The organism is Kitasatospora sp. NPDC028961, from assembly GCF_055564815.1.
In genome coordinates this window covers 1-26,490 of the sequence record NZ_JBVHVO010000031.1, presented here as the reverse complement: position 1 = coordinate 26,490, position 26,490 = coordinate 1, and the positions used below count along the sequence as shown (strand labels likewise).

Sequence of the window (26,490 nt, the reverse complement as noted above, 5' to 3'; positions counted from 1 at the left end):
CTGACCCCGTCGTCGACGGCCTCGTCGGCCCGGTCGTCCACTGCGCCCTGACGGGGTCGGGCGTCTCCGCCGCCCTGGTGGACGCCCTCGTCCAGGACCTGCTGAGGCCCCGCGCGGGCTGAGTGCCCGCCCGACCGGTTCCGCCCGGGTGCTACGCCGGACCCTCCGGCCGATGCCTCGGCCGCGCGGCCGCGTAACCGGCCGCGCTGCGGACCGCGGGGCCGACACCCGCCCGGAGCCCGGCCTTGTTCAACGAGCGCAGGGCCACGAGCAGGAAGCCGATGTCATCCAGCAGGATCGGGTCGGGCAGCAGGTCCACCGGGCTGATCAGATAGGCGATGGACGCCCAGAAGAGCACCTTCTTCGACATCGGGATGCCGGCTGAGCCCAGCAGTCTCCGGGCCCGGACCAGTTTGACCACCAGGACGACCGCCACCACCACGGTGACCGCGACGATCCCGCCGGCCACCCACCAGAACACGCTTCCGCCGTCCACCCCGGCCACCTTTCGCTCGAACCGATCGCTCCGACCGTTCCCCAGGAACCTGCCCCGCTTTCCGCGGACCGTGCACACCACCGGGCGAACTCAAGCATCGCACCCGTGGTGCGGTCGCCGGGGCGGCCACCGATCCGGCGGCCCCGCGTGCGGCAGGAGGACGCGCGGCATGAGGTGGCGCGGCGCGGGTAGGCGGGCGGTCGCGCACCACCTGAGCGGGCGGGGGAGTCGTGACGAAAGAGCTGATCGACACGGAAGCCGGGGACGGGCCCCGGGGCGGTGCCCGGTGGGCCCTGGCGGCACGGCTGCGACGTCGCGACCGTCCGGCGCCGCCCGACCACGGGGAACCGCCGATCGGTGCGCCGGACGGTGCGCAGGAGCGGGCGCCCGAGCGGCGGTCCTGGGCCTCGGCGGTCGGCCGGTGGCTCATCCTCCTCGCCGCCTTCCTCGCGATGGTCGGCTTCGCCGTCCTCCTGGCCCGCATCACGCTGGTGCCCGCGCCCGGGGCCGTGGGCCGGGTGCACAGCAACCTGCGCCCCGGCGACTCGCTGCGGCACTACCTGCTGCACGCCGTCACGCTGGACGCGCTGCGGCAGGTGGGCGGGAACGTGCTGCTCGGGGTGCCGTTCGGGCTGCTGCTCCCGGTGCTGTGGCCGAGGGCCCGCGGCCTGTTCCGGGTGCTGATCAGGACGGCGGCGGTCATGGTGCTGGTCGAACTGGTCCAGGGCGCGCTCATCACCGGGCGGGCCTTCGACATCGACGACGTCATCCTCAACACCCTCGGCGCGCTGCTCGGCTACCTGGTGCTGGGGCGGCGGCTGGCCCGGACGGTCCACCCCGGGCCCCGGACGCACCTTCGCCAGGACAACAGCCCTGAGGGTCAAGGGAATTGACCAGTCCTCGACCGGTTTGCCGCAGCCGCCACGGGCTAAGCGGTGGCCATGAGAGGAATGAATTCGGCCATCAGAGCAGCGGCCCACATCGTCGCAGGCATTCTCGTCGTCTGGATCATCCTGGATCTGCTCAGCGCCAATCAGGGAAACACCGTCGTCGGCTGGTTCCACTCCGCGGCCGACTGGCTCGCCGCCTGGTCGCGCGGGCTCTTCACCGTCTCCAGCCAGACCGTCCAGATCCTGCTCGACTACGGCATCCCGGCGATCGTCTACGCGGCGATCGGGAACCTGGTCGCCCGCCGGGCCGTGGACTAGCGTCCGGCTCCGGATCACGAACCGCCGGGCGGCGCGGCGGCCTCCAGATCGGCGATGCCGCCCGCCATGATCGTCCGCACGTGCTCGGTGATGTGCGCCGGGGGCCAGTCCCACCAGGCCACCGCCAGCAGGCGGGCGACGTCCTCGGCGCCGTAGCGGGTGCGGATGAGCCGGGCCGGGTTGCCGCCGACGACGCCGTAGTCGGGGACGTCGCCGGTGACCACGGCGCCGGCGGCGACGATCGCGCCGTGGCCGATCCGCACGCCGGGCATCACCGTGGCGCCGTGGCCGAACCAGACGTCGTTGCCGACCACGGTGTCGCCCCGGTTCGGCAGCCCGGTGAGCAGGTCGAAGTGGTCGGCCCAGGAGCCGCCCATGGTGGGGAAGGGGAAGGTGGACGGGCCGTCCATCCGGTGGTTCGCGCCGTTCATGAGGAAGCGCACGCCCGTGCCCAGCGCACAGAACTTGCCGATCACCAGCTTCTCCGGTCCGTAGTGGTACAGCACGTTGCGCGTCTCGAAGGCGGTCGGGTCGTCCGGGTCGTCGTAGTACGAGTACTCCCCGACCTCGATCAGCGGGGACTTCACCAGCGGTTTGAGCAGCACCACCCTCGGGTGCTCGGGCAGCGGGTGGAGGACCGTGGGGTCGGCGGGCGCGGTCATGGGGTGGGCCTCCTCGTCGGTCGGGGGTGTCCGCTCCATGATCGCGGAACGGTGCGTCCCGGAACCAGTCGTTTATCCCTGCCGCCGCGACGGGCCCCGGCCCGCCGCGACGGCGGCGCGGTGGAGGGCGCCGGCTACTGCGCGTTGAGGCTGGTGTGGTTCCACCAGCCCTGCCGGCCCGCCGTGAAGGTGACCGGTCGGCTGCCGATCCGGCCCTCGTACGAGCGGCCCTGGGTCAGCGGGCTCTGCTCGACGACGCCCTTCGGGTCCTTGATGGTCGGGATGGTGACGGCGGCGGCGTGGTCGAGGTCGCTCTGCTGGAAGCCGCCGGGCCGGACGGTGGTGATGACCTCGTCCCAGTTCCTGGTGCACGACAGCCGGATCCGGTCGAGCGTGCTCCGGCGTGCGCCCGCAGACACGGGCGCATACGAAGGGCGCGGGCGCTCCGGGGGGAGCGCCCGCGCCCTTCGGGCTCCGTCCGGCCCGGCGGTCAGTCGGGCGGCTCGTCCTCGTTCTCGGCTCTGGTGGTCTCCGCGGCCGAGCCGTCGCGGTCGGTGGTCGGCCCTCCGGCCGGGGTCCGGCCCTCCTCGCCACCGGCCGCGGGGATGTCGGGTGCCTCCGTGCCCTCGGCGGGCGGCAGGTCGGGCACCTTGGGCGCCGTGCGGGGGTCGCTCACGGCGGGCTCCTCTCGCTCCGTTGCAGCTCCCGGGCGTTCCGGGTCCCTGCGCGGGTGCCCACCGGGCGGTGCTCCATGCGTGCCCCGTCGGGGTTTCGGGCGCGGCCGACCGCCTCCCGCCGGCCGCGACGGCCCCGCGTGGTCCGGCGGAGCGCACCGTCAGAGCGCGCTCCGCGCGCCGGTCACCAGGGCGGCCAGCAGGCAGCCGAAGCCGGCCGTCGCGGCGACCGTCCGCACGGTGTTCCAGCCCACCCAGCTGCTCTCGAAGGTCTCCCGCACGGCCGCCAGGTCCGGGATGTGGTCGAGCGAACCGGCCGCCGCCAGCTGATCGTTGAGCGGGACGTTCACCGCGCCCGTGACCACCAGCACCACCGTGTAGAGCACCGCCGCCGCGATCAGCCAGGGCAGCAGCCGCCGGTCGCCGCCGCGGAACTGCAGCACCACGGCGAGCACGGTGAGCGCGAGCGCGCCGAGGAAGACCAGCATGAACCAGCCGTTCAGGATGGCCACGTTGATCCGCTGCATGGTCTCCACGAAGGTCCGGTCGTCGGCCTTGCCGAGCCCCGGCATGACGGAGCAGGAGAAGGCGAAGAACAGACCCGCGCTCAGTCCCATGGCCAGGGTCGCCGCCAGCAGTACCGCACTTCTGAATCCCGCCATCCCACACACTCCCCGTCGTGAACGCCCGCTGACGGACACCCCCGAGTCAACCGCCCCGGCGGGTGCCCGCACCATCGCCGAGCCACTCGACCGCATACGCGGGCGTCCACACCCGGCGTCTACACTCGGGCGCCATGGACGCACTGGCCGGACTGCTGGCGGGGCCGAGGGCCCGGGGCGCCTTCCTGATCCGCTCGGTCCTCACCCCGCCCTGGGCGATCCGGGTCGAGGACCGGGCACCGCTCACCCTGATCACACCCGTGCGCGGCACCGCCTGGGTGCTGCCGGACCACGGTGCCCCCGTCCGGCTCGACACCGGGGACGTGGCGATCGCCCGGGGCCCGGACGCGTACGTGCTCGCCGACACCCCCACCACCCCGCCCCGGGTGGTGATCCACCCCGACCAGAGCTCCAGCACCCCGGCCGGCGACGGGCTGTGCGAGACGATGGCGCTCGGTACCCGCACCTGGGGCGATGCCACCGACGGCCCGGACGTGCTGCTCAGCGGGACGTACCAGCTGCGCGGCGAGGTCAGCCGGGGCCTGCTGGAGGCGCTGCCCCCGCTGCTGGTGGTGACCGCGGACTCCTGGCACTCCCCGCTGATCGACCTGCTCGGCGAGGAGATCGGCAAGGACCTGCCGGGTCAGGACGCGGTACTGGACCGGCTGTTGGACCTGTTGCTGATCGCCACCCTGCGCACCTGGCTGGCCCGGCCCGAGTCCGACGCCCCGGCCTGGTACCGCGCCCACACCGACCCGCTGGTCGGTCACGCGTTGCGGCTGCTGCACGGCGACCTCGCCCACCCCTGGACGGTGGCGGGCCTGGCCGCCGAGGTCGGCGTCTCCCGGGCCGCGCTGGCCCGCCGGTTCGCCGAGCTGGTCGGCGAACCGCCGATGTCCTACCTCACCGGCCGGCGGCTGGCGCTGGCCGCCGACCTGCTGCACGACCCGGCCGCCACGCTCGGCGCCGTCGCCCACCGGGTCGGCTACGGCAGCCCGTTCGCCCTCTCCACCGCCTTCAAGCGGGTGCACGGCGTCAGCCCGCAGGAGCACCGCTCGGCCGGACCGGTCGCCGCCGGGGGCTGACCCCGGGGCGACCGGTCCGCAGTGGTGGTCGGGAGTGTGGCGCGCTCCCGCCGGCGCGCTGCTCAGGGCACGCTGCTCAGAGCGCGGTGGGCTCCAGGACCGGCGCCTGGTTCGCGGCGCCCGGGTCCGTGCCCCTGCCCCCCGCGGTGGGGCGCCTGGCCGGGAGCAGCAGGGCCGCCACACCGGCGAGTGCCACCGTCACGGAGCCGAGCACGACCGCCGGGTACAGGCCGTCGACGAAGCGCTGCGCGCTCTCGTAGCCGCCCTGGGCGGAGAAGACCGACGACATGACGGCCACGCCGAGCGCCCCGCCCACCTGGCGAAGCGCGCTGTTGGCCCCGGAGGCGATGCCCTGTTCCTGCGGGCGGACGCTGGACATGACCAGGTTGGAGGCGGGTGCGAAGAACAGGGCCATGCCGACGCCGCTGATGATCAGGGCCGGCAGCTGGGCGGCGTACGAGGTGTGCGGGGTGGCCACGGCGGCGAGGTAGCCGAGGCCCGCGGCCTGGAGGAACAGGCCGGCCGCCACCACCGGACGGCCGCCGAACCGGTCGGAGAGGATGCCGGCGAAGGGGGAGACGAGCATCGGCATGCCGGTCCAGGGCAGCATCCGCAGCCCGGCCTCGGTCGGCGAGTAGCCGAGGACGCCCTGCATGTACTGGCTGATCAGGAAGATCGAGCCGAACATGCCCAGGAACATCAGCAGGCTCGCGGCGTTGATCGCGGAGAAGGCGCGGGACCGGAAGAGCCGCATGGGGAGCATGGGGTTCCTGGCACGGATGCCGTGCACCACGAAGGCGGCCAGCAGCGCGGTGCCCGCGACCAGGCCGGTCAGCACGGAGGAGTCGGTCCAGCCGTCGGAGGGGGCGCGCACCATGCCGTACACGATCCCGAAGAGGCCGCCGCTGACGAGGAGGGTGCCGGGGATGTCGAGCGTGGCGCCCTCGCCGTGGGACTCGGCGAGGCGGAGGCGGGCGAGCGGCAGGACGGCGAGGCCCAGCGGGACGTTCAGCCAGAAGATCCAGTGCCAGGAGACGTGTTCGGTGAGGCTGCCGCCGATGAGCGGGCCCAGGGCGACCCCGAGTCCGTTGATGGCCCCGAGGATGCCGTAGGCCATCCCGCGCTTCTCGGGGGGCACCGCGGCGCTGAGCAGGGTCAGGGTCAGCGGCATCATGACGGCCGCGCCGACGCCCTGGACGGCGCGTGCCGCGATCAGGGAGTCGATGCCGGGCGCGAGGGCCGCGGCGGCGGAGGCGACCGTGAAGACGGTCATACCGGCGAGGAAGAGCCGCCTGCGGCCGAACCGGTCACCGAGCGCCGCGCCGAACATCAGCAGGACCGCGAAGGTGAGCGTGTACGCGCTCACGATCCACTCCAGGCTGTCCAGCCCTCCTCCGAGGTCCTCGCGGATGGCGGGCAGGGCGGTGGTGACCACCAGGTTGTCGAGGGCCGACATGAATCCGGCGGTACCGGTGATCACGAGGGCCCAGGTGACACCCCCTCGGCGTGCCGTCTGCTGCTGTGACATTGCTTCCCCCCAGCGGTTGATGCGTGTTCTGGATGTAGTTATCGCTTACTAACTTTGCGGCCCGTGGCAGTCCCCGGATGCCGCGACGGCGCGGGCCGCCCCGGCGGATCCGGCCGCGCCTACGCCCGCGCCTACGCCTCCGGCGGGACCACGACCTGGTCGAGGCGGATGCCCTCCCAGACCCGGTGTCCGGCCGGGAACCCCATGGCCATCAGGGTGTTGATGAGCATGCCGTAGGCCAGGAACCTCGTGGTCTCGTCGCCGTCGGCCTCCAGCGGGAGGTTCACGGCGTCCCAGAGCTGCGTCCAGGCGGCCCGGACGGTCTCGCCGAACCCGCTGTCCCCGTCCGCCTCGACGGAGGCCACGGCGATGTAGGTCTGCATCTGCATCTGGAGCTTCTCGGGGTCGTCCGCGATCAGCCGCATGTACGCCCTCGCCATGGCGCGCATGGCTTCCTTGCCCGTCAGCCCCTCCGCGGCCTCCTCGAACACCCGGCCGGTGTCCTCGATGCAGCGGAGCGAGGCGGCGACGAAGATCGCCTTCTTGCTCGGGAAGAGCCGGAACAGGTAGGGCTGCGAGACGCCGACCCGCTTGGCGATCGCCTCCGTGGAGGTGCCGTGGTACCCGCGCCGCGCGAACTCGGCGATCGCCGCGCGGACCACGCTCTCGCGCCTGTCCTCTGCGCTCATCCTGACCATGCGGGCAAGTTAGTGGGTAATCACTAACTGCGTCAACGGATCCGGTGCGGGGCGCCAGCCGTTCGGGCGTCCGAGCCGGTTGGACGGCGCCGCCGCTTACGTCTACATTCCTGTAGTCGTATGCGATGGCCCGGAGCGCCGCACGTCGGCCCCCGGGAGAGTGCCGACACCACTGGGAAGGTGCACGTGAGCGCGATCACCGTCGGGCAGGCCGTTGTCCTGGGAGTCGTGGAGGGGGTGACCGAGTTCCTGCCGATCTCCTCCACCGGCCATCTGAAGATCACCGAGGGGCTGATGGGCATCCCGGTCGACGACGCCTCCGTCGTCGGTTTCACCGCCGTCATCCAGGTCGGCGCCATCGCGGCCGTGCTGCTCTACTTCCTCAAGGACATCGTGCGGATCGTCTCCGCCTGGGGCCGCGGCCTGGTGAACCGCGAGGAGCGGTACCACCACGACTACAAGTTCGCCTGGTGGGTCATCTTCGCGACGGTTCCGATCGTCGTGGTCGGCCTGGCCGCCAAGCCCCTGATCAAGGGCCCGCTGGCCTCGCTCTGGGTGGTGGCCGGCTCCCTGATCGTCGGCAGCGGCGTGATGTGGGCGGCCGACCAGATGGGCCGCCACAAGCGCGGCGAGGACGACACCGGCTTCAAGGACGCGATGATCGTCGGCTCGGCGCAGATCCTCGCGCTGCTGTTCCCCGGCTTCTCGCGCTCCGGCGCGACGATGTCCGCGGGCCTGATGCTCGACCTCGAACGGGTGGCCGCGACCAGGCTCTCCTTCTTCCTCGGCATCCCCGCCCTCACCGGCGCCGGCCTGTACGAGCTGAAGGACGCCCTGGGCGCCGGGGTCAGCACGACGCCGCTGGTCGTCGGCACCGCGGTCTCCTTCGTGGTCGCCTACGGCTCGATCGCCTGGCTGCTGAAGTACGTCGCCAAGCACTCCTTCAACGCCTTCGTCGCCTATCGGATCGCCATCGGCGTGATCCTCCTCGGCCTGCTCGGCTCGGGCGTGCTGACCGCCTGACCCGTGGCCCGGTGCCGGCCGCCTGACCCGCGGCCGGGGCCGGACGGCGCCCGGCACCCGGCGGTGGGGCCGCCTCGGTGCGGGCGGCTGCCGCCGGGTGCCGGCCGCCGGGTGCTCACGGCGCGATCCCGGTGCCCCGGCGGCTCACAGGTCCGCCCAGTAGGTCGCGCCGCCGGGGCGGGTGCAGCTGCCGTGGCCGGTGGCGACCAGGGCGACGATCGTGTTGCCGCGGCCGTGCTCCTCCGGTGCGCAGCTGGTCGTCCAGTCCCCCTCGTGGCCGGCGGGCCCGCCGTCGCCCACCTCGATGTGCAGGGTGCGGTCGTCGCAGCGCCGGAGGTAGAGGGTGACGGGCGGCAGGGCGTGTTCGACGGCGTTGGTCACCAGCTCGGAGGTCACCAGCAGGGCGCGCTCGGCGGTGTCCTCATCGATGCACCAGCAGCGCAGGGCGCCCTGCACCAGGCGCCGCGCGGTGCGCGCGGAGCGCGGGCGGTGGGGGAGCGCCCAGATGTTCGACGCTTCGGGGGGTGGCACCTCGGCGGCCGAGCGGTACGAGGCGGTGGGCGTCGTCGTCGGTCCGGACCGAGCGGCGCCCGTCTGCGGAGCGCCGGTGACGGTCACGGAGACGGTGGCGATGGCGTCCATGAGGACTCCTGGAAGTAGCGGTGGGAGTGGTGCGTGATCAACGCTCGCCCACCGGCCCGGAGACGAACAGGGGGGAACTACTCAGATCGGACGACTGGTCGCCGTGACGCACCCGTCACGGCACGTGACAGGTCCGCCCCGTCCGGGTGCGGCGGGCCGGCCGTGCGGGGCCGGACCTCCCGGTCACTTCCCGGCGCCGGCCGCCTGCGGGGGATCGGTCGGATGCCGTGACACCCAGACGGCGATCTGGGTGCGGGAGGAGAAGCCGAGCTTGGCGAGGATGTGCTCGATGTGGTTCTCGGCGGTCCGCAGGGAGATCACCAGGGCCGCCGAGATCTCCTTGTTGCTCATGCCCCGCCCGACCAGCTCCGCCACCTGGCCCTCGCGCCGGGTCAGCCGCGCCCCCGGCGTCCCGGTGGGCTCCCGCGGTGCTCCCTCCCGCAGGATGTCCTCCACGATCTGCTCGGGGCTGAGTCGCGCGCCGCGTTCGACCGCCGCCTCGAAGGCCCGGCGCCCCATGGCCTCGCGCACCTGCTGCAGATACAGCTCGTGCGCCTCGATCATGAACGGGACGGACTCGCGCAGGGAGGCGCCGAGCCCCTCCCAGAGCGCGTGCAGGATGCCCAGGAGGTGGGCCGCACGGTCGTGCGCGCCGTCCTCGGCGGCGTTCCAGAAGGTCAGCTCGGCGCAGAGGGCCAGTCCCCACCTGTCCCGGAACGACTTCTTGAGCCTGACGGCATCGCGCAGCAGGTCGGCGGCGGTCTCCCGGTCGCCGCTCGCCCAGGTGACCAGCGCCACGGAGAAGATCGAGTAGGACCGGACGAACGACTCGCCCGCGGCGCTCGTGATCGACACCGCTTCCCGGCTCAGCGTCAGTGCCCGGCCGAGATCTCCGATCAGCCCCTCGGCGATCGCCTGCATGAAGAGGTCCGAGGTGAGGCCTTCCAGGTCGGCGAGCTCCCGGTGGCGCGCCACCGCCTCCGCGAAGACCGGGATCACGTCGGTGGACCCGGGATCCGCGAAGCCCATGGCTGCGGCCCGGTACTGGAGCGCCCAGGCGATCTCGGGCGCGTCGGCCAGGCGCCGGGCACGCTCCTCGTGGTGGGTGAGCAGCGGCTCGGCCTCGGCCAGGTTGCCCTGGAGGACCGCGAACCAGGCGTCCAGTCCCTCGGCCCGGGTGCGCGCCGGCGCGTCGCCCCCGGCGGCGGCCAGCAGGCGTGCCAGCCACTGCCGCCCCTCGCCGAGCGAGCCCATGGCGACCCAGTAGTCGCGGGGCCGGCTGGCCATCGTCAGCCCGGCGTCCGCCTCGTCCGGCTCGGCCGCGCAGAACTCCAGGGCCGCCCGCAGATTGGCGTGATCGACCCGGAGCCGGTGGAACCACGGCACCTGATCGGGTCCGAACCAGTTCGCCTCGGCCTGCTCGGCCAGCTGCCCGAAGTGGTCCCGGTGGCGTCGGCGCATCCGCGTGCGCTCCCCGGTCGCCTCCAGCCGGTGGTACCCGTATTCGCGGACCGTCTCCAGCAGCCGGTAGCGCGCGCCGTCGCCGGACTCCTGCCGGGTCAGCACGGATTTGTCCACCAGGCCGGCCACCAGGCCCAGCACGGTCTCCTGCGGGATTCCGTCGCCGGAGCAGACCGCCTCGGCTGCCGCCAGGTCGAAGCCGCCGGAGAACACCGACACCCGGGCCCACAGCAACTGCTCCGGCGGCGAACAGAGTCCGAAGCTCCAGTCCATCAGGTCCCGCAGGGACCGCCGGGCGGGCTGCGCGCCGGCCGCCGTCCCGGCGTCCAGCAGCGCGAACCGGTCCGTGAGACGGGACAGCACCTCGTTCACGGTGAGCACCCGGAGCCACGACGCCGCCAGCTCGATCGCGAGCGGGAGCCCGTCGAGCGCGGCGATCAGCTGGGCCACGGACGTGGAGTTGGCGTCCGAGACGGCGAACCCCGGCAGTACGGCGACGGCACGCTGTTCGAACAGCTTCACCGCCTCGTAGCGGCCGAGCGAGCGCGCGGCGGGCCGTTCGTCGCCGGTCGGCACCCGCATCGTCGGCACGGTGTAGACGTGCTCCCCGGGGACGCCCAGCGGCTGCCTGCTGGTGGCCAGCACCTTGAGCCCGGGTGCCGCCCGGAGCAGCGACTCCACCAGCCGGGCGCTGGGCGCGGCCAGGTGTTCGCAGTTGTCGAGGACGAGCAGCAGCCGGCGGTCCGCGAGGTAGCTGGTCAGGACGTCGGTCGCGGTCCGGTCGGAGTGGTCCTGGAAGTCCAGGGCGTCCAGGACGCTCTGCGCGAGCAGAAGCGGGTCCCGCAACTGCGCCAGCTCGACGAGCCGTACACCGTCCGGGAAGGACCGCTCCGCGGCCGCCGCCGCCCGCAGGGCCAGCCTGGTCTTGCCGACGCCGCCCGGTCCGGCCAGCGTCACCAGGCGTGACGCGGCGAGCAGCCGCCCGACCTCGCCCAGCTCGCCGCGCCGGCCCACGAAGCTGGCCACCTCGGCGGGTAGCTGTCCGGGGACGGTCGCCCGGAGCGCGCTCTCGAAGGCGTCGGTGGAGGTCGGCGAGGTGCCCATGCCCGGATCGCCTCCCATCGGACATCCCCTCGACCTCAGTATGAGCGCCGGGCCGAGCCCCGGCGAGCCGCTCCGAGCGGGAGCCGTCGGAGCTCACGGTGACCGGGCGGCGGGCGGCGGGCGGCGGCCTTCGGCCGGTTCGGCCGGTTCGGTCCGGTTCCTGGACGGGCGGCGCGCTGTCGGTCGGTGTGGTGACCTGCCGACCATTGCGTATACCTAATCCGGCGAACCCTGATTCCCCGCGTGGTCGGGTCCGCCCACGCTGGGAGTCGACCAGCGGGTGGACGGCCACCCGCGGGACCGATCGGGAGCTGACATGGGCTTCGCCACTCTTCGAGCCGAGTACGCCGGGCAAGCCGAATGCGCGGAGCAGGCCGCGCACGCCGAGCACGACCGGTGGCCCGTCCCGGTGCCGGGGCCTCGGGCGGGCGCGCGCCCGCTGCTCGCCGCACCCGCCGCACCGGCCTCGGTCCCGGTGCTGAGGCGTTTCGCCGAGGATGCCGCCGGGCGGTGGGGCGTCCCCGTCGAGGCCACCGAACGGCTGGCGCTCGCCGTCACCGAGCTGGTCACGCAGGCGGTGCTGCACGGCCACGGCCCCGAGGTGGCGGTCGCCGTCGGGTTCGACGGCGCGGTCCTGGACCTCGAGGTCACGGCGTCGGGGGCGTGGCTGTGGTGGGGACGCTGGGCCGCCTGTCGTGTCGCAGATCAGGACGCCGTCTCCGGCGGCTGGGGTCTCGGCCTGGTGCGGCACTGCGTGACCTCGTGCGTGGCCTTCCCGTCCCCGGCCGGGACGCGGGTGCTGGCCCGCCTGGCCACCGGGCCCGCGACGCCGTAGCCGGCGCGGCCGGGCCTGCACGGCGGTGAGCGGGCCCGGCACCGGAACGACCCCGGCCGCGTACTTTAATACTGGACAAAGTAAATTATTTGCGAGTACGTTGCGGTGGTGTTCCCGAATCACGCGCAGCCGCTGGTCACGGCCCCGGCCGAGACCGCCATCCTCGCCCTCCTGCTGGCCGAGAGTCCGCTCAGCAGGGTCGAACTGGCCCGTCGTACGGGCCTGTCCTCGACCGCCGTCACCAAGGCCGCCAGGCCGCTCATCGTCGACGGCTATCTCCACGAACTCCCCCCGGAGCGTACCGCCCCCGGGGCCGGCCGCCCGGTCAACCCGTTGGCCGTCACGGTGGACCGGGAGTTCTTCGTCGGGATCAAGATCAGCGGCGAGGCCCTGTTCGGCGTGGTCTGCGACCTGCGGGCCGGTCTGCGGGTCACCGGCGGCCGTCAGCTGGGCGAGGACCGCAGCCCGGAGGCCGTCTGCGGGCTGCTGGGTGAACTCGTCGAGGAGCTCCTCGACGCCGACCCGGTGTTCCGGGAGCGTACAAGGCGCCTCGGGGTCGCGGTCTCCGGTGACGTGGACCGGTCGGCCGGCCTCGTCCGGTACTCCGTCCTTCCCGGCTGGCGCGACGTCCCGCTGGCGGACGAGCTGGCGAGGGCGACCGGGCTGAGCGTCACGGTGGAGAACGACGTCAAGGCCCTGACCGCCGCCGAGCACTGGTTCGGCGAGGGGATCGGGACGGAGAACTTCGCGCTGGTCACGATCGGTTCGGGGGTCGGCTCCGGGCTGGTCGTCAACGGCCAACTGGTCACCGGGGCCTACGGGGTCGCCGGCGAGTTGGGGCACATCAGCATCGACCCGGACGGCCCGCCCTGCCACTGCGGCGGGGTCGGCTGCGTCGAGGTCTTCGCGGCCAGCGGCGCCATCCTCGCCTCGGCCCGCGGTGCGACCGGCCGCGCGGACCTCGACTTCGACGACGTCGTCCAGCTCGCCCGGGCCGGCGACCGGGCCGCCCGGGAGGCCTTCGCCGCGGCCGGCCGGGCCATCGGAGTCGGCATCGCCACCCTGGTGAGCCTCCTCGGGCCCGAGCGCGTCGTCGTCACCGGCGAAGGGCTCGACACCTACGACCTCTTCGGCACCCACATCAGGGAGGCGTACGCCGCGCACTGCTTCAAGGCGGCGGCGAAGTGCCCGCTGACCCTGCGTCCACTTCCGTGGGAGGAATGGGCCCGGGGCGCCGCCGTTCTGGGCATCCAGGCGCTCCTCCCGTAGCGCGGGCCCCGGGCCCGGCCGTTCGTGCCGCCGTGTGCGGCCGAGGTAGCGCACGGCAGGTGCGAGCCGGGGGCTCCGGGGGCGGCGGTCGCGGTGGGGGAGGCGCGGGCCACCGGGCCGGTCCGGCTGTCCGCGGGGCGCTCCGGGGCGGCGAAGGTCACCCCTTGCCGTAATGAGGCGTGTGCAACTATTGTCGTACGCAGTAGGGCGTGACTGCAAGTATTTGGACGGCGCCGCCGCCTCATTCAGGAGACCCGACATGAGCACCACTCTCTTCACCCCGTACACCCTGAGGTCGCTGACCGTCCCCAATCGTGTCTGGATGGCGGCGATGTGCCAGTACAGCGCCGTGCCGGACGGCGACGGGGCCGGTGTCCCGACGGACTGGCACTTCACCCACCTCGCGGCCCGCGCCACCGGCGGCACGGGGCTGATCGTCACCGAGGCCACCGCCGTCAGCCCGGAGGGCCGCATCAGCCCGTACGACCTCGGCATCTGGAACGACACCCAGGTCGAGGCGTTCCGGCGGATCACCGCCTTCCTGAAGGCGCAGGGCACGGTTGCCGCGATCCAGCTCGCCCACGCCGGCCGCAAGGCCTCCACCGAGCGCACCTGGGTCGACCGCGGCCGCGCCATCGGCCCGGACGAGGCCCACGGCTGGACGCCGGTCGCCCCGACCGCCGTGCCCTTCTCGCCGGCGCACACCACGCCGGAGGATCTGACGGAGGAGCAGATCGGTGATGTCGTACGGCAGTTCGCCGACGCCGCCCGCCGGGCGCTCGACGCCGGCTTCCAGGTCGCCGAGATCCACGGTGCCCACGGCTACCTGATCCACCAGTTCCTCTCGCCCCACAGCAACCACCGCACCGACGCCTACGGGGGCTCCTTCGAGGGACGGACCCGCTTCGCGCTGGAGGTCGTCGACGCCGTCCGGGCGGTGTGGCCGCAGGACCTGCCGCTCTTCTTCCGGATCTCCGCGACCGACTGGCTCACCGAGGACCCGCAGGACGACCGCGAGGGCTGGACGTCGGAGGACACCGTCCGGTTCGCCAAGGAGCTCCAGGCCCGTGGCGTGGACCTGATGGACATCTCCACCGGAGGCATCGCCCCCGACGCCAGGATCACCGCCGGCCCCGGCTACCAGGTGCCCTTCGCCGAGGCGGTGCGCAACGGGACCGGCATGCCGGTGGCGGCCGTCGGCCTGATCACCGACCCCGCCCAGGCCGAGGAGATCCTGGCCACCGGCCGGGCCGACGCCGTCCTGCTCGGCCGCGAACTCCTGCGCGACCCCTACTGGCCCCGCCACGCCGCCACCACCCTGGGCGCCCCCCTCCCCGCCCCGGTCCAGTACCACCGCGCCTGACCCCGGCGCCGGCCGCCGGGGCGCGCCCCGGCGGCCCCCGGCCGGTCAGCCCGACGGTGGGCGGCTGCCCCAGTCGAGGCGGAGGACGGCGAGGTCGTCGGTGTGGCGGCCGGCGTTGAGGGCGTGGGTCTCCTTGATGAGGAGGTCGACGTGGGCGGCCGGATCGGCCGGGGGCAGGGTGTCGATCAGTCGGAGCAGGCCGTCGACGCCGAGCCGTCCCTTCGTCGTCCCGTTGTGCCCCTCGGTGAGGCCGTCGGTGTAGAGGGTGAGCGCGCCGTCGGCCGGGAGGGGGATGACGGTCGGGGTCCAGCTGCCCAGTCCGGGGGCGATGCCCAGGGCGATGCCGTGGGCGGCGGTCAGCTCACGGGTGCCGTGCGCCGTGGTGAGCAGGGGCTCGTGGTGGCCGGCCAGGTAGAGGGTGGCCGTGGTGGCGTTCTGGTCGAGCGTGAGGAGCGTGCAGGTGGCGAAGAGCACCTGGTTGCCGCGTTCGGCGATCAGGATGCGCTCCATCAGGTGGAGCAGGCTCTCGCCGCGGTGTCCGCCGAGTACCAGGGAGCGCCAGGCGATCCGCAGCAGCACGCCGAGTGCGGCGGCGTCGGGGCCGTGTCCGCTGACGTCGCCGACGACGGCGTGCAGCAGTCCGTCGTCGCCCTCCACGACGTCGAGGAAGTCCCCGCCGAGCAGGGCCGTGCTGGCTCCGGGCAGGTAGCGGGCGGTCACCGTGACCGTGGAGGTGCCGAGGATCGGCGGGGGCAGCAGCCCCCGCTCCAGGCGGGCGTTCTCCTCGGCCCGCAGGCGGGCGGCCTGGGCCTCGATGCTGGCGCGCTCGGTCTGGCTGCGGTACACGGCGTAGCGCACGGTGCGGTGCAGCAGGTCCGCCTCGACCTTGCCCTTGACGAGGTAGTCCTGGGCGCCGGCGGCCATCGCCTCGGTGCCCGCCTGGGCCTCCGCCATGCCGGTGAGGACGATCACCGCCGTGTGGGGGGCGACGGCGCGGACGGCGGTGACCGCGGCGGTGCCCGTCGCGTCGGGCAGGTGCAGGTCGAGGAGGATGCAGTCGGCCGGGTGGGCGGCGAGGGCGGCGCGGGCCTCGGCGAGGGTGGGCCGGGTGGTGAGTTCGAACCGCAGCCCGGTGTCGTGGAGGAGCTCCTCCACGAGCAGGGCGTCGCCCTGGTCGTCCTCGATGAGGAGGACGCGGTACAGCGGTTCGTCGGGGGCGGCGCCGGGGATGGCTGCCACGGCCGTGCTCATCGTGCCTGCTCCGTGTCGGATCGGGCCGCGGTCTCGCCGGTCGGCGGGCCGGGGCGCTGCGGCGGTTCGGGTGCCAGGGTGAAGGTGATGCGGGCGCCGTCGCGGTGGTCGGGGTCGATGGCGATGGTGCCGCCGTGGAACTCGACGATCTTCTTGCACATCGCCAGCCCGATGCCGCTGCCGGAGTAGGCGTCCTTGGTGTGCAGCCGCTGGAAGATCACGAACACCTTCTCGGCGAACTCCGGTGCGATGCCGATGCCGTTGTCGGTCACCGCGAAGTGCCAGAGCGCGTCCTCCCGGACGGCCGAGACGTGGATCTCCGGCGCCACGCCGGGCCGGCGGAACTTGACCGCGTTGCCGATCAGGTTCTGCCAGAGCATCCCCATCTGGGTGGGGTCGGCGACCAGGGTCGGCAGCGGATCGTGGGTGATCTTCGCGTCGGCCTCCTCGATGCCCACGCTCAGCGCGGCCAGGGTCTGTTCCAGCACCTGGTCGAGGTCGACCTCCTGGTGGGCGTGGTGGAGCCGGCCCACCCGGGAGAAGTCGAGGAGGTCGTTGATGAGGACCTGCATGCGGTTCGCACCGTCGACCGCGAAGGCGATGTACTGGTCGGCCTTGGCGTCGAGTTGGCCCCCGTAGCGGCGCTGGAGGAGCTGGGTGAAGCTGGAGACCTTGCGCAGCGGCTCCTGGAGGTCGTGGGAGGCGACGTAGGCGAACTGCTCCAGCTCGGTGTTGGACCGCTGGAGGTCCGCCGCCTGCTCGTCCAGGCGCAGCCGGGCCTCCTCGGTGAAGGCCAGTTCCCGCACCAGGCGCCGGCGCATGGAGTCGATCTCGCCGCTCAGGCGCCGGAGGTCGGCGGGGCCGGTCGGGGTGATGGGGTGGTCGAAGTCGCCGCCGCCGATGGTGCGGGCGTCCGCGACGAGTTGGTCCAGCGGCTCGGTGATGCCCCGGCGCAGCCCCTCGAACACCAGGGCGGCGAGGACGGCGATCAGCACGGCGACGGCGCCGAACACCCAGTTCCGCAGCCGCATCATGGCGGCGAGGTCGCTCCGCGTGGCGTCGCGGTCCTCGCGCAGCCGGTCCTCCTGGCCGCTCAGGGCGGCCCGTACGTCGTCGAAGGCGTTCTTGCCCTCCGAGGCGCTGCCGGCCGCGAGCGGCGAGGGCGTGCCGGGTGGCGCGTCGGCGATCGGCCGGGCGATCCGCTCCTGCCAGCTCGTCACGGCGTCCTGCACGGCCTTCAGGTCGGCGAGGCCGGCGGGGTCGTCGTGGAGCAGCTCCGTCAGCTGTGCGGTCTCCGTCCGCTGCTCGGCGAGCCCCTGCTGGTAGGGCGCCATGAACTCCGGGGTGCCGGTGAGGCCGTAGCCGCGGATCCCGGTCTCCTGGTTGAGCAGGGCCGACTCCAGGCGGAACGCGCTGGCGAGCGCGGGGGAGCGCACGTCCACCAGGTCGGTGCTGATCGACTGGGTGCGGGACAGTACCCACGCCCCCGCTACTCCGAGCAGGGTGAGGATCACCAGGGACGCGGTGACTCCCACCCGGAGCCACCGCCGGGTCGTCCAGGTGGCAAGGCCCCCGCCGGACCTCCGGTCACTGTCGTCGCCGGTCATCGTGTCAACTCCTCGCTCTGCCCGATGCCTTCGATCGGATGCGGCGAGGCCACTCTAGAGGGCGGACGACAACGGTTGTTGTCGTGGGTTGGTTCTGGGCTTAGAGTGCCTGACATGCCCGGCAAGAACTTCGTACTGCGTACCACCTCGCAGGAGGCGGCCGCGATCGCGGACGCCGCGATGGGAGACCTCGCCCGGCGGCTGGCCGGGCGGCTGACGGCGGTCCCCGCCGCTCCCGCGGTGAGCGACACCGCCCAGGCGCTGAGCCTGCTCCACGTACTCGACCACCTCCGGCAGGCCACCGAACGGCTCCAGCGGGAGGTGGCCGGCGACGCCGCGCGCGCGGGTGCCGGTTACCCGCAGATCGGCGCCGCCTGCGGCATGACCCGTCAAGGTGCCCGCCGGCGCTGGCCGGGGCTTTTCCACCACCCGACCGAGAACCCGCGGAGCACCCGATGATGACCACCGCCCGCCCCTTCGATGTCCTGCTCGTGGAGGACGACGCCGCCGACGCGATGCTCATCGAGGAAGCCCTCTCCGAGCGCGGGGAGCGCAACCTGGTCCAGGTCACCGACGGCGTCGCCGCCCTCGAATACCTGCGCGCCCCGGACAGCGTGCGCCCCGACCTCATCGTCCTCGACCTCAACATGCCCCGGATGAACGGGCGCGACCTGCTGAAGGTCCTGAAGAACGACGACGACCTGCGGACCATCCCGGTGGTCGTGCTCACCACCTCCACCGCCCCGGACGACGTCACCGGCGCCTACAGCAGCCACGCCAACGCGTACGTGGCCAAGCCCGTCAACCTGGACGAGTTCGAGCAGGCCGTCCAGACCATCGACGCCTTCTACCTCGACACCGCCACCCGCCCCCGCCCCTGAACGTCCCCCGCCCCTGAACGGGCCGGCCCGGCCCGGCCCGACGAGACGCGGGCCGGGCCGGGGCGGGCTCAGGGCGTGAGCCGGGCGTCCAGCTCGGTGAGCGGGGCCCCGCCCGGCCAGGGCAGCACCTTGCCGAACTGCACCAGCTCGCCGTACAGCGCCGGGTCCACGCCGTCGGCGGTGATCAGGTCGAGGACGGGGAGCGCGGCCTCGGCCGGGGTGCGGGCCTCGCTGTAGTCACTGAACCAGGGCCGGGAGGCGCGGGTGTCGACCATCCCCGGGCAGACCGAGGCGACCAGCGTGCCCTCGGCGAGGTCGCGCTCGCGCCGCGCGACCGCGACGGCGCGTACCGCGGCGACCTGCGCCACCTTGGACGGCACGTTGATCCAGCGCGGCCAGCCGGCCTCCTCCGCCGTGCCGGAGTGGACGGCGCTGCGCCAGGACTCGACGGCGTACTCGACCTGCTCCGGCGTCGCGCCGTCGAACAGGGGGTGGAGCCGGGCCGGCAGGTACCCGAGGGTGCCCAGCCCGCTGGCGACGACGATCAGGCGCCCGCCGGGGCGCAGCACCGGCCCGAAGGAGCGCAGGACGGCGTGGGTGCCGCCGTTGGCGACGTCGATGAACGCGTCGGCCTGCTCGGCCTGCGAGCGGTCCGGCACGAGCGGGGCGATGGCGTTGGAGACGACGATGTCGACCCCGCCGTGGTTCCTGCGCAGCGCGGCAGCGAGGGCGGCGACGGCGCCGGGGTCGGACACGTCGAGGACGGTGCCCTCCACCCGGGCCCGGGTGGAGGGCAGGGCGGCGACCTCGCGGGCCGCGTCGGCGACGCGGCCCGCGTGACGGCCGGTCAGCAGGACGAGGTCGGCGGGTTCCAGCCGGGCGGCGAGGCCTTCGGCGATCGCGCGGCCCAGCCCCTGGTTCGCCCCGGTGACGAGGGCGATGCGTGTGGTGTTCGTCATGCCCTCCACGCTAGGAACTCCACCATCATGAGTCCAACGAAAGTTCGGCACAGGTGGTATGCGTAGACGTCATGGACTTCACCGAAGTGTCGCTGACCGCCCTGCGCGTCCTGCGGGCCGTCGCCGAGCAGGGCACGTTCACCGCCGCGGCGGGCCAACTCGGGTACACGCAGTCGGCGGTGTCCCGGCAGATCGCCTCGATCGAGCGGCTGGCGGGCACCCCGCTGCTGGAGCGGCGGCGGACGGGGGTGCGGCTGACGCCGGCCGGCCGGCTGGTGCTGCGCCGGGCCGCGGTCGTACTGGACGAGATCGACGCCGCCGCGCGCGAGCTGTCCGGCCTGCCCGCCCGGGCCGGGACCGTTCGGGTGGGCTGGTTCCCGAGCGCCGGCGCCGTCCTGCTGCCCAGGGCCCTGGCCGCGTTGCGCGAGTCCGATCCGTCGATCACCGTGATCAGCCGCGAGGGCACCTCGCCCGCCTCGGTGCGCGCGCTGCGGGCGGGCCGGGTGGATCTCGCGCTGCTCGCCTCCGGCCCGCCGTTCCGCCCGCTGGACGCGGAGACGCCCGCGCTGGTGGTCCGCACGCTGACCGAGCGCAGCCTGCGGCTGGCCGTTCCGGCCGGACATCCGCTCGCCCACCGGGATTTCGTCGATGTCGCCGACCTGCGCGGCCTGCGCTGGGTCACCGGGCCGGCCGGCGGGGAGGACCAGCTGATGGGGGTGTGGCCGGGCTTGGACGAGCGGCCCGAGATCGCCCACACCGCGCGCGACTGGCTCGCCAAGCTCCAGTTCGTCGCCGCCGGCCTCGGGGTCACCACGGTGCCGGCGGTGCTGGCGCCGGCCGTCCCGGCCGGGGTGCGGGTGCTGCCGGTGCGCGGTGGTCCGCAGGAGCTGCGCCGGCTGCAACTCGCGCGTCTGCCGGGCCCGTTGACCGAGCCCGTGGCCCGGGTCGCACAGGCCCTGCGGGCGGTGGCGATCGAGCTCGACGCCGCGTCCTAGCCGTAGCCGTAGCCGTAGCCGCAGCCGCAGCCGCGGACATGGTCGTGCCCGGGTCCGCCCGGGAACGACACGGGCGGCCCGGCCACGTCGACGGCCGCCCGTCGACGCCCGTCAGGCGATGCGGCGGGCGCCGTCGGCGGGGGTGGCCGCGAAGGTGCGCGGCGGGGCGTGGCCGGCGGCCGCGAAGGCCGCGGTGACGGCGGCGGTGACGCGGTCGGCGTCGTCCTGGTGGACGAGCGCGATGACCGAGCCCCCGAAGCCGCCGCCGGTCATCCGGGCGCCGAGGGCGTCGGCGGCGACGGCGGTGTCCGCGGCGAGGTCGGTCTCGGGGCAGGAGACCGCGTAGTCGTCGCGGAGCGAGGCGTGCCCGGCGGTGAGGACCGCGCCGAGGCCGGCCAGGTCGCCGGCGTCGAGCAGGGCGGTGGCCTGCCGTACCCGGTCGTCCTCGGTGACCACGTGGCGGACCAGCGGCCGCAGTTCGGCCGGCAGCCGGTCGAGGGCCGCGGGCAGGGCGTCGGCCGTGAGGTCGCGTAGGGCGGCGAGGCCGAGCAGCTCGGCGGCCCGCTCGCAGCCGGCCCGCAGCTTCGCGTAGGCGCCGTCGGCGAGGTCGTGCTTGACCCGGGTGTCGATCACGAGCAGCCGCAGGCCGGCGCCTTCGAGGTCGAGCGGCACCTGGCGGCTGGTGAGGTCGCGGGTGTCCAGGAGGAGCGCGTGGCCCGCGCGGCAGCACAGGGAGGCGGTCTGGTCCATGATCCCGCAGGGGACGCCGACGTAGGCGTTCTCGGCGCGCTGGGCGAGCAGGGCGAGCTGCATCCTGTCCAGGCCGAGGTGGTACAGGTCGTTGTAGGCGGTGACGACGGCGCACTGCAGGGCGGCGGACGAGGAGAGGCCGGCGCCCTCGGGGACGTCGCTGTCGATCAGCAGGTCGGCGCCGGCGACGGCGTGGCCCGCGTCGCGCAGGGCCCGGACGACGGCCGCGGGGTACGCGGTCCAGCCGGTGGGGCTCCCGGGCTCCAGCTTGTCGAGGTCGAGGGTGGTGATCTCGTCGCCGCCCCGGGCGCTGTGCAGGCGCAGCAGGCTGTCGGCACGGCGGCGGGCCTGGACGCGGGTGGTGTGGGGGAGGGCGACGGGAAGGACGAAGCCGTCGTTGTAGTCGGTGTGCTCGCCGATCAGGTTGACCCGGCCGGGGGCGGCCCAGGTGCCCTCGGGGTCGGCGGAGAACAGCGTCCGGAAGGTGGTCATGCGGGGTGCTCCAGGGTGAAGTTCCAGGCGTCGGCGACGATGTCGTCGAGGTTGGGGCGCTTGGGGGTCCAGCCGAGCTTCTGGTGGGCGCGCTCGGCGGAGGCCACCAGGACGGCGGGGTCGCCGGCGCGGCGCTCGGCGGTGACCACCGGGATCTCGCGGCCGGTGACGCGCTTGACCGACTCGATGACCTCGCGGACCGAGAAGCCGCTGCCGTTGCCGAGGTTGCAGATCAGGTGCTCGCCCGCTTCGGCGGCGTCCAGCGCCAGCAGGTGGGCGTCGGCGAGGTCCGCGACGTGGATGTAGTCGCGGACGCAGGTGCCGTCCTCGGTCGGGTAGTCGTCGCCGTAGACCGCGATGTGCGGGCGCTGCCCGAGTGCGGCCTGGAAGACCAGCGGGATCAGGTGCGACTCGGGGTCGTGCCGCTCGCCGTAGGCGCCGTACGCGCCGGCCACGTTGAAGTAGCGCAGCGAGACGGCGGCCAGGCCGTGCGCGACGGCCTCGCTGGTGATCAGGTGGTCGACGGCCAGCTTGGTGGCGCCGTAGGTGTTGGTGGGCGCGGTGCGGGCGGTCTCGGCGATCGGCACCGACTCCGGCTCGCCGTAGGTGGCGGCGGTGGAGGAGAACACCAGCTTGCGCACGCCCGCCGCGCGCATCGCGCTGATCAGCTCCAGCGAGCCGGCCACGTTGTTGCGCCAGTACTTCTCCGGGTCCGCGACCGACTCGCCGACCTGCGAGGAGGCCGCGAAGTGCAGCACCCCGTCGAAGGAGGCGTCGAGGACCTCGCCCGCCTCCTGGATCCGCCCCCGCACGAACTCGGCGCCGGCCGGCACACCCTCGCGGAAGCCGGTGGAGAGGTCGTCCAGGACGGTCACCTGGTGTCCCGCCTCCAGCAGGTGGGCGGCGACCACGCTGCCGACATAGCCGGCGCCACCCGTGACCAGGTACTTGCGGGCGGCGCTCATGACGCCACCTCGCGCAGCCGCTCGGCGGCCGTCTCGGGCGACACGTCGTTGACGAAGGCGTCCATGCCGGACTCCACGCCGGCCAGGTACTTGAGCTTGTCGGCGGTCCGCCGGATGGTGAACAGCTCCAGGTGCAGGGCGAGCTCCGCGCCGTTGGTGGCGGGGGCCTGGTGCCAGGCGGAGATGTACGGGGTCGGTGCGGCGGCCTCGTCGGCGCCGGGCGCGGTGAACAGCCGGTCGAAGCGGCGCAGCAGCTCCAGGTAGACGCCGGGGAACTCGGCGCGCTCGGCCTCGGTGAGCCGGGTGAGGTCGCCGACCCGGCGGTTGGGGTAGAGGTGCACCTCGTAGGGCCAGCGGGCGGCGAACGGCACGAAGGCAGTCCAGTGCCGGCCGGTGAGGACGGTGCGCCGGGGGTCGCCGCGTTCGGCGTCGAGCAGGTCCTCGAAGAGGTTGCGGCCGGTGGTGGCCCGGTGCTTCGCGGCCTGCTCCACCATCCGGGCGGTGCGCGGGGTGGCGAAGGGGAAGGCGTAGATCTGGCCGTGCGGGTGGGCGAGCGTGACGCCGATCTCGGCGCCGCGGTTCTCGAAGCAGTAGACCTGCTCGACGCCCGGCAGCGCGGAGAGCTCGGCGGTGCGGTCCGTCCAGGCGTCCAGGACCAGCCGGGCGTGCGCCTCGTCCAGGGCGGCGAAGGACGACTGGTGGTCGGAGGTGAAGCAGACGACCTCGCAGCGACCGGTCCCGGCCAGGGCGGTGCGCAGCGGGTCGCCGGCGGCGCCCTCGGGGGCGGGGCTGTCCGCGGCGAGCGAGGGGAAACGGTTCTCGAAGACGGCGACCTGGTAGTCGGCGTCGGGGATCTCGCTGAACCGGCCGTCGCGGGACGGGCAGAGCGGACATTCGTCGGCCGGCGGCTGGTACGTCCGGGCCTGGCGGTGGGCGGCGACGGTCACCCAGGCGCCGGTCACCGCGTCGCGGCGGATCTCCGAGCGGTTGGCCGGGGCCTCCAGGGGGCGGAGGTCCGCGGTGCCGCGGTGGGCGGGCACGTCACTGTCGAAATAGATCAGCTCGCGCCCGTCGGCGAGCTTGCTGGTCGTCCTGATCACGGCTTCCTCTCGGCGGGGGTCCCGGGCGGCGACTGCCTCGCTCCGCCAACGGACTGTGGCACCACATAATCAAACATAAATGAGCAAAAAGCAACGGTGATGACCCGGGAACCTACCGGGAGCCTGGCACGGCGGGCGACGGCCGCGCCAGGACGGACACGCGGGGCCCGACGGGCCGGTGCCGCAGGGCCCGGTGGGCGCCGGGGAAGCGGCTGGGTCCAGGCGGTTTCGCGGGTCGCGACGGTGCCCGAGGGGGGCGCGCGGACCGCGCCGGGCGCGCCCGGCGGCCGCTCCCAGGACGTGTCCGCGACGCGGTTCGCCGCGGCCGCGGGCCGGAGGCGGCCAGGTCAACACGTTCCACCAGCAGCGGGCGGGCGAACCCCCGGACACGACCGGAAGGGGGCGCTCCGCCGTTCGATCCTGTTCTCCCCTGCGCTACGTTGGTGGCCGGCAGACCCGGCCGACGGCGCACAGGCGCGCCGCGCGCGGGACAGGGACCGGAACGGGGAGCGTCGTGGCGGATCAGGGCTTGCTCGCGCAGCAGCGTCGGGCGCTCATCCTGGAGTACGTCCGCAGGGACGGCGCCGTCCGGGTCGCCGACCTGGTCGAGGAGCTCGGCGTCTCGGACATGACCATCCGCCGGGACCTCGACGCGCTCGCCCGCAGCGGCGGCGTGGAGAAGGTCCACGGCGGCGCCGTCGCCGTGACCGGACCGACCGCCACCACCGACGAACCCGGCTTCGAGGCCAAGTCCACCCGGGAGTCCGCGGCCAAGGCGGCCCTCGCGGACGCGGCCGCCGGTCTGGTCGAGCCCGGCACCGTCGTCGCGCTCTCCGCCGGCACCACGTCCTTCGCCGTCGCCTCGCGCCTGCTCGCCGTCCCCCGCCTGACCGTCGTCACCAACTCCCTGCCCGTCGCCGAGCTGCTGCGCACCGCCCGCCGGGAGCTGGGCGACGCGGCGCCGACCCTGCTGGTCACCGGCGGCAGCCCGACCCGCTCGGCGGCGCTGGTCGGCCCGCTGGCCGACCAGGCGATCCGCAGCCTCCACATGGACCTGCTGATCCTCGGCACGCACGGGGTCTCCGAGCAGGCCGGGCTCACCACCCCCAACCTCGCCGAGGCCGAGACCAACCGGGCCCTGGTGGCCGCCGCGCGCCGGGTGGCCGTGGTCGCGGACCACACCAAGTGGGGTGTGGTGGCGCTGAGTTCCTTCGCCACCCTGGCCGACGTGGACTGCTTCGTGACCGACGACGGGATCTCCGGCCAGGCCCGCGCGGTGCTGGCGGACACGGTCGGCGAACTCGTCGTCGCGCCCATCCCCAAGGACTGACCCGGTCCCAAGGACTGACCCGTCCCCAAGGACTGACCCGGTCCCAAGGACTGACCCGTCCCCAAGGACTGACCCGTTCCCGAGGGGCGACCGGTTCCCGAGGACCGACCCGTTCCCGAGGACCGACCGGCCGTGTCGCTGCCGGTCCGCGGCGGTCACTCCGGCGGCCGCGGCCCCCGCAGGAGCGGGCCCGGCTTCCTGCCGTCGGTCTCCGGGACGGCGCCGGGGGTGGTGATGATCAGCTTGCCGACCCGCTCCGCGAGGACGGCACGGGCCTGCGGCGGCATCCCGTCGTCGGTGACGAACCAGCCGATCTGGTCCAGGTCGGCGAAGGTGCTGAGCCCCGTGACACCCCACTTGGTGTGGTCCGCCGCCACCGCGACGCGGCGGGCGCGCGAGATGAACATCCGGTTGGCCTGGGCCTCCGCGAGATTGGGGCTGGTGAGCCCCTCGTTCTCGGTGACCCCGTGGGTGCCGAGGATCAGCAGGTCGACGTGGAGCGAGGCGATGGCCTGGTCGGTGATGGGCCCGACGAGGGCCTCGGAGGGGGTCGCACTGCCGCCGGTCAGGAGCACGACGGGCGGTCGCTGGGCGGTGTCCGTCGCTCCGCGCACCAGGCGCTCGATCGGCAGCGAGTTGGTGAGGATGGTCAGGTCCGGGACGTTCAGCAGCTGGGTCGCCACGGCGTGCGTGGTGGAACCGCCGCTGAGGGCCACCACCGTGCCGGGTTCGACCAGGGCGGCGGTCGCCTCGGCGATGGTGGCCTTGGCCGCCGATTCGAGGGTGGACTTCACCTCGAAGCCGAGCTCCTGGGCGGTGCCGGCGGTGACCGCGCCGCCGTGCACCTTCTCCACCGCCCCGGACCGCGCCAGGGCGTCGAGGTCGCGCCGGATCGTCATGTCGGAGACGCCGAACGCGACGGACAGGTCGGACACCCGCACGGCGCCGTCGCGCCGGACCGCCTCCAGGATGAGGGAGCGGCGCTGCTGGGCGAGCAGCCCCTGATCGGGCATCACCATGCTGTGGTCAGCTCCCTCGGGCGGATCGGATACGGCTCGATCGAGACGGTCCCGTCGAGGACGGCTCCGTCGAATGCGGTTCCGGGGCGGGCCCGGTGGTGCGCCGGAGGCCACCCGGCCGGTACGGAACCGCCGGTGGCACCCGGTCCAGTCGGGTACCACCGGCAGTCTGTGGCGAGCGGGCCGACCCTCGGCGGCCCTCGCCGTTCCCCACGGGCGCGACCGGAGCGGTCCGTTCGTCGAACGGGCGCCGCCGGCCGGGCGGGTGCGGAAGTCGCTGACCCGGCACGGCCTCCGGGCCGATCGGTCCGGAGGCCCGGGCCCGGTGGCTAGGCAGGGAGGCCGATGGCGCGTTCGCCGCTCTGGCGTTGCTGGATGACGACGGCGGCGACGAGGAGGGCGCCTTGGGCGACGTTCTGCCAGAAGGAGTT

Annotated in this window: 27 protein-coding genes; 11 read left to right on the top strand and 16 right to left on the bottom strand. The window is 73.9% G+C overall.

Features of this window, described 5'->3' with window-relative positions; all coding sequences use genetic code 11:
• Positions 1 to 151: 151 nt before the first annotated feature.
• Positions 152 to 496, bottom strand: a complete 345-nt coding sequence (locus tag ACZ4UX_RS32255) for a YkvA family protein (protein ID WP_465709225.1) — start codon at positions 494 to 496, stop codon at positions 152 to 154.
• A gap of 230 nt (positions 497 to 726) precedes the next feature.
• On the opposite strand from ACZ4UX_RS32255, the gene ACZ4UX_RS32250 reads away from it, so the two are divergent.
• Positions 727 to 1,389 (top strand): VanZ family protein, encoded by a 663-nt coding sequence (locus ACZ4UX_RS32250; RefSeq protein WP_465709224.1) that lies wholly within the window; start codon positions 727 to 729, stop codon positions 1,387 to 1,389.
• 48 nt (positions 1,390 to 1,437) lie between these two features.
• Positions 1,438 to 1,704, top strand: a complete 267-nt coding sequence (locus ACZ4UX_RS32245) for a hypothetical protein (protein ID WP_329485609.1) — start codon at positions 1,438 to 1,440, stop codon at positions 1,702 to 1,704.
• Between the two features lie 14 nt (positions 1,705 to 1,718).
• Here ACZ4UX_RS32245 and ACZ4UX_RS32240 read toward each other — a convergent pair whose 3' ends face one another.
• From ACZ4UX_RS32240 to ACZ4UX_RS32225, 4 genes are all read right to left on the bottom strand, one after another.
• Positions 1,719 to 2,366 carry a CatB-related O-acetyltransferase gene (locus ACZ4UX_RS32240; protein ID WP_465709223.1) on the bottom strand — a complete coding sequence of 216 codons (648 nt, stop codon included), beginning with the start codon at positions 2,364 to 2,366 and terminating at the stop codon, positions 1,719 to 1,721.
• 134 nt (positions 2,367 to 2,500) lie between these two features.
• On the bottom strand, positions 2,501 to 2,785 hold the full coding sequence (locus tag ACZ4UX_RS32235) for a hypothetical protein (RefSeq protein WP_465709222.1): 285 nt from the start codon (positions 2,783 to 2,785) through the stop codon (positions 2,501 to 2,503).
• Between the two features lie 71 nt (positions 2,786 to 2,856).
• Positions 2,857 to 3,042, bottom strand: coding sequence for a hypothetical protein (locus ACZ4UX_RS32230; RefSeq protein WP_352295510.1), 186 nt, complete (start codon positions 3,040 to 3,042; stop codon positions 2,857 to 2,859).
• Positions 3,043 to 3,201: 159 nt separating this feature from the next.
• Positions 3,202 to 3,702, bottom strand: a complete 501-nt coding sequence (locus ACZ4UX_RS32225) for an anthrone oxygenase family protein (RefSeq protein ID WP_465709221.1) — start codon at positions 3,700 to 3,702, stop codon at positions 3,202 to 3,204.
• 134 nt (positions 3,703 to 3,836) lie between these two features.
• Here ACZ4UX_RS32225 and ACZ4UX_RS32220 point away from each other — a divergent pair, with 134 nt between their 5' ends.
• Positions 3,837 to 4,787, top strand: a complete 951-nt coding sequence (locus ACZ4UX_RS32220) for an AraC family transcriptional regulator (protein WP_465709220.1) — start codon at positions 3,837 to 3,839, stop codon at positions 4,785 to 4,787.
• Positions 4,788 to 4,863: 76 nt separating this feature from the next.
• Here ACZ4UX_RS32220 and ACZ4UX_RS32215 read toward each other — a convergent pair whose 3' ends face one another.
• Both ACZ4UX_RS32215 and ACZ4UX_RS32210 read right to left on the bottom strand, forming a co-directional pair.
• On the bottom strand, positions 4,864 to 6,315 hold the full coding sequence (locus ACZ4UX_RS32215) for a DHA2 family efflux MFS transporter permease subunit (RefSeq protein WP_465709219.1): 1,452 nt from the start codon (positions 6,313 to 6,315) through the stop codon (positions 4,864 to 4,866).
• Positions 6,316 to 6,446: 131 nt separating this feature from the next.
• Complete coding sequence (locus ACZ4UX_RS32210) at positions 6,447 to 7,013, bottom strand: TetR/AcrR family transcriptional regulator (RefSeq protein ID WP_465709218.1); 567 nt, start codon at positions 7,011 to 7,013, stop codon at positions 6,447 to 6,449.
• Positions 7,014 to 7,199: 186 nt separating this feature from the next.
• On the opposite strand from ACZ4UX_RS32210, the gene ACZ4UX_RS32205 reads away from it, so the two are divergent.
• Entirely contained in the window at positions 7,200 to 8,036 is an 837-nt protein-coding gene (locus ACZ4UX_RS32205; RefSeq protein ID WP_329485601.1) for an undecaprenyl-diphosphate phosphatase, read from the top strand.
• A 144-nt stretch (positions 8,037 to 8,180) separates the two neighbouring features.
• On the opposite strand, the gene ACZ4UX_RS32200 is transcribed toward ACZ4UX_RS32205, so the two are convergent.
• Positions 8,181 to 8,678 carry an ATP-binding protein gene (locus ACZ4UX_RS32200; RefSeq protein ID WP_465709217.1) on the bottom strand — a complete coding sequence of 166 codons (498 nt, stop codon included), beginning with the start codon at positions 8,676 to 8,678 and terminating at the stop codon, positions 8,181 to 8,183.
• A 183-nt stretch (positions 8,679 to 8,861) separates the two neighbouring features.
• Entirely contained in the window at positions 8,862 to 11,261 is a 2,400-nt protein-coding gene (locus ACZ4UX_RS32195; protein WP_465709216.1) for an ATP-binding protein, read from the bottom strand.
• A gap of 298 nt (positions 11,262 to 11,559) precedes the next feature.
• Here ACZ4UX_RS32195 and ACZ4UX_RS32190 point away from each other — a divergent pair, with 298 nt between their 5' ends.
• From ACZ4UX_RS32190 to ACZ4UX_RS32180, 3 genes are all read left to right on the top strand, one after another.
• On the top strand, positions 11,560 to 12,078 hold the full coding sequence (locus ACZ4UX_RS32190; RefSeq protein WP_465709215.1) for an ATP-binding protein: 519 nt from the start codon (positions 11,560 to 11,562) through the stop codon (positions 12,076 to 12,078).
• 108 nt (positions 12,079 to 12,186) lie between these two features.
• A complete protein-coding gene (locus ACZ4UX_RS32185; protein WP_465709214.1) occupies positions 12,187 to 13,347 on the top strand; it encodes an ROK family transcriptional regulator in 1,161 nt (386 codons plus the stop codon).
• 259 nt (positions 13,348 to 13,606) lie between these two features.
• Positions 13,607 to 14,710, top strand: coding sequence for an NADH:flavin oxidoreductase/NADH oxidase (locus ACZ4UX_RS32180; RefSeq protein WP_465709213.1), 1,104 nt, complete (start codon positions 13,607 to 13,609; stop codon positions 14,708 to 14,710).
• Between the two features lie 45 nt (positions 14,711 to 14,755).
• Here ACZ4UX_RS32180 and ACZ4UX_RS32175 read toward each other — a convergent pair whose 3' ends face one another.
• Positions 14,756 to 15,961 (bottom strand): PP2C family protein-serine/threonine phosphatase, encoded by a 1,206-nt coding sequence (locus ACZ4UX_RS32175; protein ID WP_465709212.1) that lies wholly within the window; start codon positions 15,959 to 15,961, stop codon positions 14,756 to 14,758.
• Positions 15,958 to 17,568, bottom strand: a complete 1,611-nt coding sequence (locus tag ACZ4UX_RS32170; RefSeq protein ID WP_465709211.1) for a sensor histidine kinase — start codon at positions 17,566 to 17,568, stop codon at positions 15,958 to 15,960. Before ACZ4UX_RS32170 ends, ACZ4UX_RS32175 begins: the two co-directional genes overlap by 4 nt.
• A 114-nt stretch (positions 17,569 to 17,682) precedes the next feature.
• On the opposite strand from ACZ4UX_RS32170, the gene ACZ4UX_RS32165 reads away from it, so the two are divergent.
• Both ACZ4UX_RS32165 and ACZ4UX_RS32160 read left to right on the top strand, forming a co-directional pair.
• Positions 17,683 to 18,027 (top strand): hypothetical protein, encoded by a 345-nt coding sequence (locus ACZ4UX_RS32165; RefSeq protein ID WP_465709210.1) that lies wholly within the window; start codon positions 17,683 to 17,685, stop codon positions 18,025 to 18,027.
• The gene (locus ACZ4UX_RS32160; RefSeq protein ID WP_329485594.1) at positions 18,024 to 18,449 is read left to right on the top strand and encodes a response regulator; all 426 of its coding nucleotides are present in this window, start codon (positions 18,024 to 18,026) and stop codon (positions 18,447 to 18,449) included. The genes ACZ4UX_RS32165 and ACZ4UX_RS32160 overlap by 4 nt, the downstream gene beginning before the upstream one ends.
• Before the next feature lie 68 nt (positions 18,450 to 18,517).
• Here ACZ4UX_RS32160 and ACZ4UX_RS32155 read toward each other — a convergent pair whose 3' ends face one another.
• The gene (locus ACZ4UX_RS32155; protein WP_465709209.1) at positions 18,518 to 19,408 is read right to left on the bottom strand and encodes an SDR family NAD(P)-dependent oxidoreductase; all 891 of its coding nucleotides are present in this window, start codon (positions 19,406 to 19,408) and stop codon (positions 18,518 to 18,520) included.
• 71 nt (positions 19,409 to 19,479) lie between these two features.
• Here ACZ4UX_RS32155 and ACZ4UX_RS32150 point away from each other — a divergent pair, with 71 nt between their 5' ends.
• On the top strand, positions 19,480 to 20,403 hold the full coding sequence (locus ACZ4UX_RS32150; RefSeq protein ID WP_465709208.1) for a LysR family transcriptional regulator: 924 nt from the start codon (positions 19,480 to 19,482) through the stop codon (positions 20,401 to 20,403).
• A gap of 111 nt (positions 20,404 to 20,514) precedes the next feature.
• On the opposite strand, the gene galK is transcribed toward ACZ4UX_RS32150, so the two are convergent.
• From galK to galT, 3 genes are read right to left on the bottom strand one after another with little or no spacing between them, the layout of a single operon-like run.
• Positions 20,515 to 21,645 carry a galactokinase gene (gene galK / locus ACZ4UX_RS32145; protein ID WP_465709207.1) on the bottom strand — a complete coding sequence of 377 codons (1,131 nt, stop codon included), beginning with the start codon at positions 21,643 to 21,645 and terminating at the stop codon, positions 20,515 to 20,517.
• On the bottom strand, positions 21,642 to 22,610 hold the full coding sequence (galE, locus tag ACZ4UX_RS32140) for a UDP-glucose 4-epimerase GalE (RefSeq protein WP_465709206.1): 969 nt from the start codon (positions 22,608 to 22,610) through the stop codon (positions 21,642 to 21,644). Before galE ends, galK begins: the two co-directional genes overlap by 4 nt.
• Positions 22,607 to 23,710 (bottom strand): galactose-1-phosphate uridylyltransferase, encoded by a 1,104-nt coding sequence (gene galT, locus ACZ4UX_RS32135; protein WP_465709205.1) that lies wholly within the window; start codon positions 23,708 to 23,710, stop codon positions 22,607 to 22,609. The genes galE and galT overlap by 4 nt, the downstream gene beginning before the upstream one ends.
• A 514-nt stretch (positions 23,711 to 24,224) precedes the next feature.
• On the opposite strand from galT, the gene ACZ4UX_RS32130 reads away from it, so the two are divergent.
• Entirely contained in the window at positions 24,225 to 25,040 is an 816-nt protein-coding gene (locus ACZ4UX_RS32130) for a DeoR/GlpR family DNA-binding transcription regulator (RefSeq protein ID WP_465709204.1), read from the top strand.
• A gap of 155 nt (positions 25,041 to 25,195) precedes the next feature.
• On the opposite strand, the gene ACZ4UX_RS32125 is transcribed toward ACZ4UX_RS32130, so the two are convergent.
• Positions 25,196 to 26,053, bottom strand: a complete 858-nt coding sequence (locus tag ACZ4UX_RS32125) for a DeoR/GlpR family DNA-binding transcription regulator (RefSeq protein ID WP_465709278.1) — start codon at positions 26,051 to 26,053, stop codon at positions 25,196 to 25,198.
• Positions 26,054 to 26,490 lie beyond the last annotated feature (437 nt).